This is a genomic window from Armatimonas sp. (genome assembly GCF_043757465.1).
GTDB lineage: Bacteria > Armatimonadota > Armatimonadia > Armatimonadales > Armatimonadaceae > Armatimonas.
Map to the genome: position 1 here is coordinate 1 of NZ_JAYVPL010000053.1, position 13686 is coordinate 13686.

Sequence of the window (13686 nt, forward strand, 5' to 3'; positions counted from 1 at the left end):
CAGTGTCTGATTGGGCTATACTCATGGGGAAACTCCTGGGGTAGGTTTGGTTGTCAAACTCATTCTACACCGGGAGTTTCAACCCATGACTGGAGTTAACTTAGCTTGTGCTTGTTTTCTTTGCAACAAAAACAAAGGCAGTGACCTTGCCTCTCTCTCACTCGCGGGCGATCTCACGCGATTTTTTAACCCACGTATGGATTCCTGGGCCGAGCATTTTCACATCATTGGGGAGCTGATTGTTCCTCGAACCGCTATCGGCGAGGCGACGGAGCGCATCTTTGCCTTCAATACGCCAGAGCGCTGTGAAGAACGTTGGGGACTTCAGGTGCTAAATCGCTATCCGACAGGTTAGAATGTTTCCATGCAATCAATGGCACTGACGGCAACCAATCTTCGCTGCGAGTATCGCACCAACCCGCTAGGTATAGACTCTCTGGCTCCACGGCTCTCCTGGGAGCTCCGTTCGTCGCGCAAGGGCGAGGTACAGCGAGCCTATCAAATAGTAGCAACGAGTAATAAAGAAAGCAATAACGTGCTCTGGGATAGCGGCAAAGTGGCCTCGGCGGACACCATTCAAGTGGCCTATGCAGGTAAGAAGCTGACAAGTGGCCAGCGAGTTTTCTGGCGCGTGCGGGTGTGGAACCGCGATGACCAGCCGGGGCCGTGGAGTAAAGAGGCGAGCTTTGAGCTGGGGCTTCTCACTCCCGCCGACTGGAGCGGGGCACAGTGGATTCGCGATCCCAAGCCTGCGCCCACCAATCCCTACGCCGATGATCCGCTGCCACTGTTTGGAAAGAGCTTTATGCTGCCCCGCGCCGTGAAATCCGCGCGATTGTCGGTGACGGGGCTGGGGTATTTTGAGGCGAGCGTGAACGGTATCAATCCCAGTGACGCGATGCTAGAGCCGGGCTGGACGAACTATGAGAAGCGTGTCTACTACCGCACGCTCGATGTGACCAAGCTCCTCAAGCGCGGCGAGAATGCACTGGAGATCTTCGTGGGCAATGGCTGGTGGAACCCCCTGCCGCTGGTCATGTTTGGGGGCGCGGCGTTCTTACCCAAGACCCTCTCCACGGGCCGTCCCCGCTGCATTGCGCGGCTAGAGATCGAGCTCAGCGATGGTGCAAAGCAAGTGATCGTCACGGACACAAGCTGGAGTGTGCGCGACAGCGCCCTGCGCTTCCAGAACAACTACATCGGCGAGGTCTGGGATGCACGGGAAGCGCGCAAGGGCGCGGCGCGGCAGGTGGTGCTTGCAACAGAGCCCGTTGGGCCGCTCCAGTGCGAACCGCAGCCGCCGATCAAGGTGATCGGGGAGCGCACGGCAAGCGTCCTCTCCGAGCTCAAGCCAAGTGTGTTTTTGCTCGATGCGGGGGTGAACCAGTCCGGGCGGGTACGTCTGACACTGAGGAACACAAAGCCAGGACAGAAGATTGCTCTACGCTACGGGGAGCTCCTCAATAAAGACGGCACGCTCAACCCGATGACGGGTGTCTGTGGGCAGATCAAAGGGGGGACGAAAGAGCGCCATGGTGCGCCCAAAGACAGCGAGCGTCCTCATATTCCCGCCGTGCAGGAAGACGCTTTTATCTGTGCAGGGGGAGCTGAGGAGACCTTTCAGACACACTTTGTCTTCCGGGGGTTTCGCTACGTGGAGGTGAGCGGGGCGAGTGAGAAGCCCGTTTTAATTGTCCAGTCAATGGCCGCTTCCGTGGAGAGCGCGGGGGAGTTTTCTTGCTCCGAGCCGCTGCTCAACCAGATTCAAGAGATCACGCGTCGGACGTTTCTCTCCAATCTCTTCTCTGTCCAGTCCGACTGCCCCCACCGCGAGAAATTTGGCTACGGCGGCGATATTGTGGCCACCCGCGACGCGTTTCTCTACAACTTCGACATGGCGGCTCTCTACGGGAAGATTGTCACCGACTATGTTGATGCCGCCCGCCCCGACGGTTCCCTGCCGGACACCGCGCCGTATGTTGGGATCCACTACTGCGGGGTAGGCTGGCCGATGGCGTTGCCCTTGCTGCAAGTGGAGCTTCTGCGCTACTACGGCGATAAAAAACTCATCGAGACGCACTACGCAGCGACTGCCCGCTGGCTGGAGGGCACCGATGCCAAGAAGGGACTTACAGATCACGAGGCGCGGGTGGGGAGCCCGACGGAGGCAACCCTGCCGCTGCTCTACGCCGAGTGTGCCCGGCTGGCCGAGAAGCTGGCGACGACACTAGGCAAGCCCAGTGACGCCGCAAAGTGGCGCTCTCTTGCACAGACGACGACTGCCGCCTACCAGCGTGCCTTCCCGGATGCACCGCCTATCCAGGCCTGCCTAGCCTACGCGCTGGAGTACGGTAAACTCGATCAAGCCGCGCAGCAGCGCACACTTGACCGCCTGCTCGCCGACTTGCAAGCCCACAATGGCCACCTGACCACGGGAATCTACGGCACCAAGTTTATGTTTGATGCCCTCTCGCGCCTGGGCCACGCCGATGCCGCCTTCACTTTTGCCACGAAAAAGACCGTGCCATCGTGGGGCGCGATGCTTGCGGGCGGTGCGACCACGCTCTGGGAGCACTGGGACTTCTCCGACAACACGTTCTCGCACAACCACCCGATGTTCGGCTCGATCAGCGCCTGGTTCTTCGCCTGGCTCGCCGGAATCCAGCCCGCCGAAGATGCCGTCGGCTTCGATAAAATCGAGCTACGGCCCCAGTTTGTGGCCGGGCTGAACTTCGTCAAGGCCAGCTACAAATCGCTCCGTGGCCCGATTAAAGTGGAGTGGAAGCGGCAAGGCGGGAAAATCGCCCTCACCGTCGAGATTCCCATCGGCTCCACCGCCACACTGCACCTGCCCGGTGGCGCGACAAAAGCACTGGAGAGCGGGAAGCATACCACCCAATGGAGTTAGGTGGCTAAAAGAATCGGTAGTAGCTCCTCGGCCTTCCCCATGAACTCGTCGTGCAGGTACGGGTTCTCATGGCGCGACGGCTCGATATTGACCGAGACGCAGTGCGCTCCGGCGTCGTAGGCGTCGAGGAGTAAGTACGCGGCGGGGATCACGACGCTGCTCGTGCCGACCACGAGAAACAGATCACAGCCACGGAGTGCGGCGGTAGACTGGGCGATAACTTTCTCCGAAAGCATCTCGCCAAAGAGCACCACATCCGGGCGGAGCGGCGCACCGCAGACGCAGCAAAGCGGGAGCGTTTCGTAGCTGGCTTCATCGTAGAATGGCGAGGCGCTGCATTTCGTGCAGCGTGTCCGAAAGCCAGAGCCGTGTAGCTCAATGATGTTCTCACTCCCTGCACGCTGATGCAAGTTATCCACATTCTGCGTGATCACAAACACCTGCCCCGGCCAGCGTTTTTGGGCATCGGCAATCGCCCGGTGCGCCGCGTTTGGCCCCACCGAAAGCGCCGTCGCTCGCCGCTCCGAGTAGAGCTTCCAGAGCTCGGGCAGCCGTGTCGGGATGCTCTCCGCATGCACAATCTTGGCCAGCTCCTCGTTCTCCCAGAGCCCACCCGGCCCACGATACGTCGGCAATCCCGACGCCACGGAGACGCCCGCGCCCGTGAGAATCACCACGCGGTGAAACTTCGTGCCAATACCTAGAGGAGGGATAGTCTTCATATTACTCTATCGTTTTTGATCGCCCGCTGAAGTGGGCACACAAAACTCTCCGAGTCGCGGAGCGATGCGAAGGGATACAGGATGAAAGGCTTTCAGGCATAATGCCCGCATGAACGATGAGAGTGTACCCAAACGGGCGGGGAGCGGTAGCTATGTCGCGGTGGAGGACGGCTACTTAGACTCGCGGCGGCTGAAGAAGAGTGCGGGCTGGGGGATGCTCTGGGCGCTGGGGGTCGGGGCCGTGATCTCCGGCGACTTCTTTGGCTGGCAGTACGGGCTCACGGCGGGTGGCTTTGGCGGCTTGCTGATCGCCACACTGATTGCCGCCGTGATGTACTTTTGCCTCGTGCTCTGTATCGCGGAGCTCTCGACGGCACTGCCCCACGCGGGCGGCTTCTACTCCTTCACCCGCAGCGCCTTCGGGCCGGGCGTCGCCTATCTCAACGGGGTCACGGATATCATTGAGTATGTCGTCACGCCCGCCGTGGTCGTGGTGGGGATCGCGGGCTACCTCAAGGCGCTCGTTCCCGGTATCCCCGACTGGGGCTGGTGGCTGGGGTTTTATGTGCTCTTTGTGGGCATCAATATCCGGGGCACCGCGCTGACATTTCGGATCTCGCTGATCATTACTCTACTGGCCGTGAGTGCGCTGTTAGTCTTTTTTGTGGGCGTCTTGGCAACGGGCTCGTTCCACTACGCCGACGCGCTCAATATCCCGCCCGATCCTGGCCAGAGCGCGTTTTTGCCCAAGGGGCTCTACGGCATTTTTGCTGCACTGCCTTTTGCAATCTGGTTTTTTCTGGCAATCGAGCAGCTTCCACTCGCTGCGGAGGAGAGCCATGATGTGGTTCGGGACATGCCCCGGGCGCTGATCCTGGGGATTTTCACGCTCCTGGGGCTTGCACTGCTCACGCTGGTGATCAACTCCGCGATTCCTGGCGGGGCGCGAGCCGTTGCGGCCACCGATGCGCCGCTCAATCTTGGCTTTACCGCAGCGTTTGGCGGGAAGGCGACCACCACGGTGCTGAGCCTGATCTCTGTGACTGGGCTTATCGCGAGCTTCCATGCCATTATCTACGCCTACGGACGGCTGCTCTTTGCCCTCTCACGCGCGGGCTACCTGCCGCGTGGCCTCTCCGTGGTGAGCCGCTACCAGACACCGCACCGTGCGCTGATCGTCGGGGCCGTGGTGGGCTTTGGGATGTGCGTCTTGATCAGTAGCTTCAAGGCCAATGTCGGGGCGGCGCTACTCAACATGGCGGTCTTTGGCTCCGTGATCTCGTACGTGATTGTTCTGATTGCCTACCTAAAACTGGCAAAATCCCGGCCTGAGCTGCCGCGTCCCTACAAGAGCCCTCTCGGGACTTTCGGTGCTGGGGTCGGCTTGATTCTTGCCGTTATCTGCCTGCTCGCCACTTTTGCCGCCCCCGATCTACGGCCCGGCGTGGTCGGCACCGCAATTTTCATCGGCGTGATGTTTGCCTACTACTGGCTCTACAGCCGCCATCGCCTCGTGGCCCATGCCCCCGAGGAAGAGATCGCGCTGATCGCCGAGGCGGAAAAAGAGCTGAGCTAAGCGCCTAAATTGTGTACAATAGCCTATGCGTTTGTGGTTGATTTTTGCGGCACTGCTCGCCGCCGTGCCGTCGCAGGCACAGGATATTCTCAAGACCCGCTGTGTGAGCTGTCACAGTGGGATAAAACCCGCCGCCGGGCTGGATCTCTCGCGCACGGAAGCGCTCCGTCAGAGCGCCGCCCGTATTGTTCGCGTCGTGGAGTCCGGCAAGATGCCGCCCTCGGGGAAGCTCCCTGCGGCAGAAATTACGCTGCTCAAGAAATCCCTGCCAACTACCGCGCCACTCTGGTCTCTCCAGCCACTTTCTAGCCCCCTACCCCCCGCTAGGCGGGGGGAAACGGGGGGGGGCTTCCTCGACAAACTCGTCCGTGCCCAGCTCGCTAAAAGTGGCCTGAAGCCCTCGCCCGAAGCGGATAAGCGGACGCTGATCCGGCGGGTGACCGTTGATCTCACGGGCCTACCGCCCACGCCCGGAGAGATCGCCGCGTTTGTGAGCGACACGCAGCCTAATGCGTATGAAAGGCTCGTGGATAAATTGCTGGCGTCCCCCACCTACGGCGAGAAGTGGGCGCGGCACTGGCTGGATGTGGTGCGCTTTGGGGAGAGCAACGGCTACGAGCGCAACTTGCTGCGAGAGAATGCCTGGCCCTACCGCGACTGGGTAGTGAGTGCACTGAATGCGGACATACCGTATGAAAAATTCGTGCGGGCGCAGCTTGCGGGCGACACGCTTGGGCAGGACGCGGCGACGGGCTTTCTGGTAGCCGGTGTCCACGACGATGTGCCGAGCCCGGATGAAGTCCTCACCCGTCAGCAGCGTGCCAGCGACTTAGACGACATGGTCGCCACTACATCGGAGACGTTTCTAGGGCTCACGGTGGGCTGTGCGCGCTGCCACGACCACAAGTTCGACCCCATCCCCCAGACCGACTATTACAAGCTCTGCGCGGTATTCGCCGGAGTCTATCACGGCGAGCGGGCGCTGGAGCCGCAAACAAGAACGGCAGATCGCCAGCGGGCGTATCAAAATGTGCTCTGGGAGGTTCGTAACCAGGCAAAAGCGGAGCAGAAACTCTCGGCTCTCGGCAATGAGGAAGTCTTCCCACCGACCTATGCGAAGTTCGTGCGCTTCACGGTTCTCTCCACACAAGGCGATGGCGAGCCTTGTCTGGATGAGCTGGCGCTCTATGGCCCAGAGAGCACCGAGAACCTCGCACTCAACGGCAAGCCCACCGCCTCATCGCTGCTTCCTGGCTACCCGATTCACCAGATTGCGCACCTCACCGACGGCTGGTTGGGCAATGAGTTCTCCTGGATCAGCAACGAGCCGGGCAAGGGTTGGGTCATGGTCGAGCTGCCGCACGAGACCACGATCAGCCGCCTCACCTGGGGCCGTGACGCCTCGGGGCGGACGGCAGATCGCTTGCCACAGACCTACAAGATCGAGGTATCCGAGGACGGCGAGCGCTGGCGCACGGTCTCCAGCCATGAGCTTCATGGCAACGAACCAGTGCTTCAAAAAGACCGTGACACGCTGCTACAAGAACGGGATGCGCTGCTGCGCAAAGCCGCCACCCTCCGCGACGGCACGCGGGCCTATCTTGGCAAACTCGTCGCCCCCGAGCCGGTCTATCTTCTCCAGCGCGGCGATGTGATGCAGCGCGTTGGGGAGATTATGCCTGGTGCCCCTTCAAATATCCCCCCCTTCGCGAAGCCGGAGGGGGGGGCGAGGATTGCCTTTGCCGACTGGCTGGTGCGCCGTGAGAACCCGCTGACCTGGCGCGTGATTGTCAACCGGATCTGGCAGCAGCACTTCGGTGTCGGGCTTGTGGCGACACCCTCGGACTTTGGCAACAACGGCGCGAAACCTAGCCATCCGGAGCTGCTCGACGCGCTCGCGGGCTGGTTCCAGGGCAGTGGTCAGTCGTTTAAGAAGCTCCATAAACTCATCGTCACCAGCCAGACTTACAAGCAATCCGCCGTGATCCCTCAGCCCAAAGCGGCGGCACTCGACAGTGGTAACCGGCTTCTCTGGCGTGGCCCCCTACGGCGCATGGAGAGCGAGGCACTCTGGGACGCGGTGCTGGCAACCAGCGGGACGCTCGACCGGACGATGGGTGGCCCACCGTACCGACTCTTTACCTACAAACAGGAAAATATCGCCTTCTACGGCCCCGCGGAGAGCTACGGCCCCGAGACTTGGCGAAGGAGTCTTTATCGCATGGCTGTCCGCGCCGTCCGCGATAACTTACTCGCCTGCTTCGACTGTCCCGAGAGCGCCCAGCGCGCCCCTAAGCGCGAGACCACCACCACCCCGCTCCAGGCACTCTCGCTCCTCAACGGTGCGTTCGTCCGTGAGCAGGCCACGCACTTCGCCCAGCGTGTCGCAAAAGAGGCGGGGCTAGTGCCCGACAAGCAAGTCACACACGCCTTCCGGCTCGCCTTTGGTCGCAGCCCAAGCACCGACGAGCTCGCTCTCGCCAGAACTCTGGTCGCTAAGGACGGCCTACCTGCGCTCTGCCGCGCTCTTTTTAACGCCCATGAATTTTTGTATTACTAGTCAACCTCTCCCCCTAGCCCCCTCTCCCGGTCGCTCCTACGTCGCTGGGAAAGAGGTAATAAGGCCATGAGCGACCGCCGCGCCTTTCTTGGGAACCTCGCCACTGGCCTGGGCTCCATTGCCCTAGCCAGCCTGCTCGCCGAAGAAGCAAATGCCCACCCCCTCTCGTCCGGCGGAACGCCGAAACAGAGCGAGAGGGGGTCGGCGAAGCCGGGGGGAGTGCCTGGCAAAGCCAAACGCGTCATCCAAATCTTCTGCCCCGGCGCGGCCAGTTCGCTGGACATGTGGGACTACAAACCCGGCCTCACCCAGCACGACGGCGAGATGCTGCCCGGCGCAGACGCGCTCGTGACGTTTCAGGGGGGACAGGGCAAGCTGGCGAAGAGCCCCTACGGCTGGAAACCCTACGGCCAGAGCGGCAAGTGGCTCAGCGACATCGTGCCGCACATCGCGCAGCACGCCGATGCGCTGTGTTTTCTGCACGCCATGACCGCCAAGAGCAACACGCACGGCCCGGCGACCCTTCAGATGAACACGGGCTTTATCTTTGAGGGATTCCCGAGCATGGGGGCATGGGCCACGTTTGCGCTGGGGAGCCTCACTGCCGACTTGCCAGCCTTTGTCGCCATCCCCGATGTGCGTGGCCTGCCGATCGCCGGGCCTGCGAACTGGAGCAATGGCTTTCTGCCCGCCGCGTTTCAGGGCGTGGCTTTTAATACCGAGAAGCAGATTCCCGACTTGGATCTCCCCAAAGGCGCGTCTCCCGACAGTGAGAAACGCGTCCGTGGCTTTCTGGACGCGCTCAATAAAGGCTACGGCAAGAGAGCACCAGGGTACACGGAGCTGGACGCGCGGCTGGCGAGCTACGCGCTGGCGGCCCGAATGCAGCTCTCCGCGCCCGAGGCCACGGATCTCTCCAAAGAGACGGCAGCGACGCACCAGCTCTATGGTACTGACAGTAGTAATCAATATATGGCAGCCTATGCGAAGAACTGTATTTTAGCGCGGCGCTTAGTGGAGCGCGGGGTGCGCTTTGTTCAGCTCTACTGCGGCGCATCGTCCTCGGCGGCGGAGGGTTCGATCAACTGGGATGCCCACCAGCGGCTTAAGTCGGACTTAGATAGGCACTGTCCTATTCTCGACCAGCCGACGGCGGCGCTCCTCACGGACTTGAAGCAGCGTGGGCTACTGGAAGACACCCTGGTGCTCTGGACCACGGAGTTTGGGCGCATGCCGACATTTCAAGCCCGGACCCAGGGGCGCGATCACAATCCGCAGGGCTTCACGGTCTGGATGGCGGGCGCGGGCGTGAAAGGCGGCTTCTCCTACGGTGCAACTGATGAGCTGGGCTGGAAGGCCGAGCAAAACGTCACGACGATCTACGACTTCCACGCCACCGTGCTTCATCTACTCGGGCTGGATCACAAGAAGCTGACCTACTACCACAACGGGGCAAACCGTCGCCTCACCGATGTGCACGGCGAGGTGATCCGGGAGGTCTTGGCCTAGTGCTCGTGCGGTGTCTCCTAGTGCTCGTGCGGTGTCTCTTTGACGGCGTTGCGGTTCCAGTGGGGTACCTCGATTACCACATCCTGCGTTCCGTTGGGGACGCACTGACAGCCTAGACGAGATTTCAACGTCAAGCCCGGCGCTTCCTCTAGCTGATCGTCTTCGTCCTCGGTGGCTTCGTTGAGTGAGCTCCAGCCCTCTTTGACAATCACATGGCAGGTCGAGCAGGCGCAGACGCCGCCGCAGGTGTGCTCCAGCGGGAGGTCGAAGCCATCGCAGATATCCAAGATCGAGCCAGGTAGGCCATTGTGGCCCAGCGGCAACGACGACGGGTTGATCGTCAGCTCGTGCCGCTCCCCCTCCATCAGGATCGTGAGTTTGTACGCTTGCCGAGGTTTCTCATAGGAAACCGGTGCCGTGTAGGGATTCGTTCCAGCCATAGATAGTTGTTGTATCGTATAATCCAACCAATGAACACCCCTTTGCTGGAAATCCGCGACTTGCAGAAATCTTTTGGGCAGACCCCGGTGCTGCGTGGCATCTCCCTCTCGGTCAAGGAAGGTGAGGTGATCGGGCTGATCGGGGCGAGTGGCTCGGGCAAGTCCACACTGCTGCGCTGCATCAATCGCTTGGAGACCCCGAGCGGCGGCAGTGTCGTGTTTCAAGGCCGCACCGATACCGACCACAACGAGAACGCGCTCCGCCAGCAGATCGGGATGGTCTTCCAGCGCTTCAATCTCTTTCCGCATCTCACGGCGCTGCAAAATATCACCCTCGCGCCCCGGAAAGTGCGCAAGCTAGACGCAGCAACGGCAGAAAAAGAAGCAAAAGCGCTTCTGGAGCAGGTGCACCTGAGTGAGCATGCCCACAAGCTTCCCGCCCAGCTCTCCGGTGGCCAGCAGCAGCGAGTCGCTATTGCCCGGGCGCTCGCCATGCAGCCCGCCGTGCTTCTTTTTGATGAGCCGACCAGCGCTTTAGACCCGGAGCTGGTCGGCGAAGTGCTCGAAGTGCTACGCGAGCTGGCCAAAACAGGCCGCACGATGCTGGTCGCCACCCACGAGATGGGCTTCTGCAAGGAAGTCGCACAGCGCGTGTGCTTTCTCGATGCGGGCAAGATCCTCGAATCTGGCCCGCCCGAGCAGCTCTTCGAAAATCCTAAAGAGCCAAGAACCCGAGAGTTTCTGGCACGTGTGCTCAAATAATCTCGGAGAAAAACAATGCCGTTTGTTCAAGATAGGTTTGCTATCGGATTCTGGGTAGATCCCCCCCGCGATGCCCATGTCGAGCAGCGCTACAAAGAGATCTCGGCGGCGGGGTTTAATCTGGTGCTCGCCGGGTTTCAGAGCGGACCGCTCCCCACGCTTTTCAGACTCCTCAAGAAGTTCGGCCTCAAGTGCATTCTCTCGCCGAAGGGCAGTGAGGCGGGCACGTTTCCCACCGACCCAAATATCTGGGGGTACGCGCTCCAAGATGAGCCCAGTGCGTCCGAGTTCCCGAAACTCAAAGTGCGGGCTGAGGCGATTGAGCGGCTTCATCCTGGAAAGCTCGCCTATGTCAATCTTTTCCCCGACTATGCCAGCCCCGAGCAGCTTGGCTCCCCAGACTATGTTACCCATGTCAGGCAGTTCATTGAGCAGGTCAAGCCCGGTGTTCTCTCGATGGATCACTACCCTATCTTTCACCCGGATCGCGACGGGCGGGATCGCTACTGCGGGAACTTAGCGGTGATGCGCGAGCAGTCACTGGCGGCTAAAATTCCGTTCTGGAATTTCTTTAACTCGATGCCCTACGGCCCCCACACCGACCCCACCGAGTCGCAGCTCCGGTGGCAGATCTACGCATCGCTGGCGTACGGGGCAAAGGGCGTGCTGTATTTTTGTTACTTCACCCCTGGCGGCGATGAGTTCCCTAAAGGCGGTGCGATTATTGCCATGGACGGAACTAAGACTCGCCACTACGCCCACGCCCAGCGCCTCAACGCTGAGCTACATGCCCTCGGCCCGACCCTGATGCAGCTCACCAGTACGGGCATTTACCGGGTCAAGCCTACCGACAACCCCGCCGAGGCGCTCCGTGGCTCCGGGCTTGTGGATCTCAAACGCGCCCCGGAAGATCCACAAGGCGACTATCTCGTCGGGGCATTTCGTCACAAAGACGGTCGGCGCGCAGTGCTCCTCCAGAACTACCGCTTCGCCTACTCCGCCTGGCCGACCGTGGTCTTTGATGCGCCGCTTGAGAGTGTCCGCGAGGTAGATAAAGTCACTGGCAAAGAGGCTCCCATCCGCGACGAGAGCCCCAACATGCCCGGCCTCCAGCTCTCTTTGGGGGACTCCGAAGGGCGGCTGTTTTTGCTGCCCTAGGCCCCGAGCTGGATACGAACCACCTTCTTGCCCACCCCCACTCCGATATAGCGAAACTCTTTCTTCACGGCCTTTTGGAGCTTCTCACTGAGCTTGCAGCGGAAGTCCAGGAGAACTTGCCGGTGGAAGTAGCGCATCGGAGGAATGAATGCCGTGTCGTGATCCCAGTCGATAAGGTTATCAAGGACAATTCGTCGGGCGATATCCACCTCGTCGGCCCAGCCACGTGGCGGCTTGGGGACATAGGTCGGGATCGGGACGATAATCTCGCGCCAGGGAGTACCATTTTCCAGAGCCTCTGCACGGGGACGCGAGCTGCCATGTGCTCCCTAGCCCTTTACATATCAATCCAGGTAACTTATCCCCACGCATAAATGCGGGGGCTTTGACAGTCACGAAGCCGGAGCTGTCGTGCCGTCCATAGCACCCAGGGGGTACCCGGTTACATTGCCCCGTGCCTTAAACGCAATATTCAGAGCTGCATTGCAGTCTGCATTGAGTTCAAGCTTGGGTACTTGGTGGGCTGGGCGACCTATCTGGAGCGCAACGCTACCTAGACCCCGTGCTCCCCTTAATCAACGAAAAAGGATCCGAGTACCTCCAGCAGCTTGCCACCTCGCTGCTCCACGGGCTCTATGGCTGATACCCGTGGATAGCAAAGTTAGTAGAGCCGAAGATTAGTAGCTACGGCGTCCGCTACCGAAGTTGCGGCTACCGGCGGAGCGTCCCCCGCTGGCGTTGCCCCCTAGTGACTTGGGGCTGGGGAACTGACGGGGCTGTGAGCTCTGGGAGCCGCGAGATTGACCGCCGTTGCGGTGCGGCGGGGTAGTCGAGGTCTCCGCCGTCTCCACGACCGAGGGCGTAAAGTCCGTGGCGACCTTGCGCTCGATCCTTTTCTGAATGAGCTTCTCAATGTCCGCCACATAGGTGCGCTCGTCGGCGCTTACCAGAGAGACTGCCTCGCCGGGTGTGCCTGCACGGCCCGTGCGCCCGATGCGATGGACATAATCCTCGGGGACATTGGGTAGCTCGTAGTTCACGACAAACGGAAGCTGGTCGATATCCAGCCCACGTGCCGCGATATCCGTAGCGACCAGAACCCGAATCCCCCCGGACTTGAAGTCCGCGAGTGCCTTGATGCGCTGGGGCTGGCTACGGTTCCCGTGGATGGCAGCGGCGTGGGTGCCACCGCGCACGAGCTGCTTGCAGAGCCGATCCGCACCGTGCTTGGTACGGGTGAAGACAAGCACTTGGCCCTTGATTGTGGTCGCGAGCAGGTGCTCCAGAAGCTCGCGCTTGCTGTCTTTGGCGACGGAGTAAGCGCACTGGGTTACCAGCTCGCTCTCTAGGTGCTCCCGGGGGACTTCCACGCGCACCGGGCTGTCGAGCAGGTCATCTGCAAGCGTCTTGATCTCATTGGAGAACGTGGCGGAGAAGAGCAGGTTCTGGCGGCGCGTGGGCAGCAGGGAGAGCACTTGCTTAATGTCGCGGATAAAGCCCATGTCGAGCATCCGGTCGGCCTCGTCTAAAACAAAGATCTCGACCTGGCTGAGGTTCACGGTGCGCTGGCTCACGTGGTCTAGTAGACGACCCGGTGTTGCCACAAGAATGTCCACGCCTTTATTGAGCGCACTGATCTGGGGACCGATCTTGACCCCACCAAAAACAACCGCAGCCTTCAAGGGTAAGTGGGCACCGTAGGTGCGAACACTCTCCTCAATCTGCGCGGCGAGCTCACGGGTAGGGGTGAGGATCAGGGCACGAATCGGCTGGCGGCGCGGGTGAGCGGCACCCTTGCCCGTACTCAGCTTCTGAAGCAAGGGAAGGGTAAAGCCAGCGGTCTTGCCCGTGCCCGTCTGGGCGGCGGCGAGGACATCGCGGCCCTCTAGGATCAAGGGAATTGCCTGTGCCTGGATAGGAGTGGGCTCGGTGTAGCCAGAATCGCTGATCGCACGCAGAAGCTCGGCACGCAGGCCGAGGGAATCGAAACTCATAAAAAAAATCTCCTGAAAATCAGCCTGCGTCTGTGCCCTCAAATAGGGAGGAGACAG

The 13686-nt window shown here is 60.8% G+C and carries 11 protein-coding genes; 7 read left to right on the forward strand and 4 right to left on the reverse strand.

The window, feature by feature from the left end; all coding sequences use genetic code 11:
- The first annotated feature begins 85 nt into the window (after positions 1–85).
- Together ACH2ED_RS06425 and ACH2ED_RS06430 are read left to right on the forward strand one after the other, a co-directional pair.
- Positions 86–355 (forward strand): hypothetical protein, encoded by a 270-nt coding sequence (locus ACH2ED_RS06425; RefSeq protein ID WP_395089464.1) that lies wholly within the window; start codon positions 86–88, stop codon positions 353–355.
- 9 nt (positions 356–364) lie between these two features.
- Complete coding sequence (locus tag ACH2ED_RS06430; RefSeq protein WP_395089466.1) at positions 365–2908, forward strand: family 78 glycoside hydrolase catalytic domain; 2544 nt, start codon at positions 365–367, stop codon at positions 2906–2908.
- Here ACH2ED_RS06430 and ACH2ED_RS06435 read toward each other — a convergent pair.
- Positions 2905–3630, reverse strand: coding sequence for an NAD-dependent deacylase (locus tag ACH2ED_RS06435; RefSeq protein ID WP_395089469.1), 726 nt, complete (start codon positions 3628–3630; stop codon positions 2905–2907). The two genes, ACH2ED_RS06430 and ACH2ED_RS06435, sit on opposite strands and share 4 nt — an antisense overlap.
- A gap of 109 nt (positions 3631–3739) precedes the next feature.
- On the opposite strand from ACH2ED_RS06435, the gene eat reads away from it, so the two are divergent.
- The 3 genes from eat to ACH2ED_RS06450 all read left to right on the forward strand — a co-directional run bounded on the left by eat (position 3740) and on the right by ACH2ED_RS06450 (position 9275).
- Positions 3740–5206: an ethanolamine permease gene (gene eat, locus ACH2ED_RS06440; RefSeq protein WP_395089471.1), complete on the forward strand. Its 1467-nt coding sequence runs from the start codon at positions 3740–3742 to the stop codon at positions 5204–5206.
- A 25-nt stretch (positions 5207–5231) separates the two neighbouring features.
- The gene (locus ACH2ED_RS06445; RefSeq protein ID WP_395089473.1) at positions 5232–7766 is read left to right on the forward strand and encodes a DUF1553 domain-containing protein; all 2535 of its coding nucleotides are present in this window, start codon (positions 5232–5234) and stop codon (positions 7764–7766) included.
- A gap of 66 nt (positions 7767–7832) precedes the next feature.
- Positions 7833–9275, forward strand: coding sequence for a DUF1501 domain-containing protein (locus tag ACH2ED_RS06450; RefSeq protein WP_395089475.1), 1443 nt, complete (start codon positions 7833–7835; stop codon positions 9273–9275).
- A gap of 17 nt (positions 9276–9292) precedes the next feature.
- Here the strand turns inward: ACH2ED_RS06450 and ACH2ED_RS06455 are convergent, their stop codons facing one another.
- Entirely contained in the window at positions 9293–9715 is a 423-nt protein-coding gene (locus ACH2ED_RS06455; protein ID WP_395089478.1) for a 2Fe-2S iron-sulfur cluster-binding protein, read from the reverse strand.
- A 42-nt stretch (positions 9716–9757) separates the two neighbouring features.
- Here ACH2ED_RS06455 and ACH2ED_RS06460 point away from each other — a divergent pair, with 42 nt between their 5' ends.
- Both ACH2ED_RS06460 and ACH2ED_RS06465 read left to right on the forward strand, forming a co-directional pair.
- Positions 9758–10477 (forward strand): amino acid ABC transporter ATP-binding protein, encoded by a 720-nt coding sequence (locus tag ACH2ED_RS06460; protein WP_395089596.1) that lies wholly within the window; start codon positions 9758–9760, stop codon positions 10475–10477.
- Positions 10478–10492: 15 nt separating this feature from the next.
- Positions 10493–11635 (forward strand): hypothetical protein, encoded by a 1143-nt coding sequence (locus ACH2ED_RS06465; protein ID WP_395089480.1) that lies wholly within the window; start codon positions 10493–10495, stop codon positions 11633–11635.
- Here ACH2ED_RS06465 and ACH2ED_RS06470 read toward each other — a convergent pair.
- Both ACH2ED_RS06470 and ACH2ED_RS06475 read right to left on the reverse strand, forming a co-directional pair.
- Positions 11632–11844 (reverse strand): hypothetical protein, encoded by a 213-nt coding sequence (locus ACH2ED_RS06470; protein ID WP_395089482.1) that lies wholly within the window; start codon positions 11842–11844, stop codon positions 11632–11634. The two genes, ACH2ED_RS06465 and ACH2ED_RS06470, sit on opposite strands and share 4 nt — an antisense overlap.
- Positions 11845–12312: 468 nt before the next feature.
- Positions 12313–13629 (reverse strand): DEAD/DEAH box helicase, encoded by a 1317-nt coding sequence (locus ACH2ED_RS06475; RefSeq protein WP_395089485.1) that lies wholly within the window; start codon positions 13627–13629, stop codon positions 12313–12315.
- Positions 13630–13686: the final 57 nt, after the last annotated feature.

Excerpts from the sequence above, each read along its gene's own strand:
- ACH2ED_RS06425 (WP_395089464.1), top strand. The coding sequence starts at position 86 with ATGACTGGAGTTAACTTAGCTTGTGCTTGTTTTCTTTGCAACAAAAAC.
- ACH2ED_RS06430 (WP_395089466.1), top strand. The coding sequence starts at position 365 with ATGCAATCAATGGCACTGACGGCAACCAATCTTCGCTGCGAGTATCGC.
- ACH2ED_RS06435 (WP_395089469.1), bottom strand. The coding sequence starts at position 3,630 with ATGAAGACTATCCCTCCTCTAGGTATTGGCACGAAGTTTCACCGCGTG.
- eat (WP_395089471.1), top strand. The coding sequence starts at position 3,740 with ATGAACGATGAGAGTGTACCCAAACGGGCGGGGAGCGGTAGCTATGTC.
- ACH2ED_RS06445 (WP_395089473.1), top strand. The coding sequence starts at position 5,232 with ATGCGTTTGTGGTTGATTTTTGCGGCACTGCTCGCCGCCGTGCCGTCG.
- ACH2ED_RS06450 (WP_395089475.1), top strand. The coding sequence starts at position 7,833 with ATGAGCGACCGCCGCGCCTTTCTTGGGAACCTCGCCACTGGCCTGGGC.
- ACH2ED_RS06455 (WP_395089478.1), bottom strand. The coding sequence starts at position 9,715 with ATGGCTGGAACGAATCCCTACACGGCACCGGTTTCCTATGAGAAACCT.
- ACH2ED_RS06465 (WP_395089480.1), top strand. The coding sequence starts at position 10,493 with ATGCCGTTTGTTCAAGATAGGTTTGCTATCGGATTCTGGGTAGATCCC.
- ACH2ED_RS06475 (WP_395089485.1), bottom strand. The coding sequence starts at position 13,629 with ATGAGTTTCGATTCCCTCGGCCTGCGTGCCGAGCTTCTGCGTGCGATC.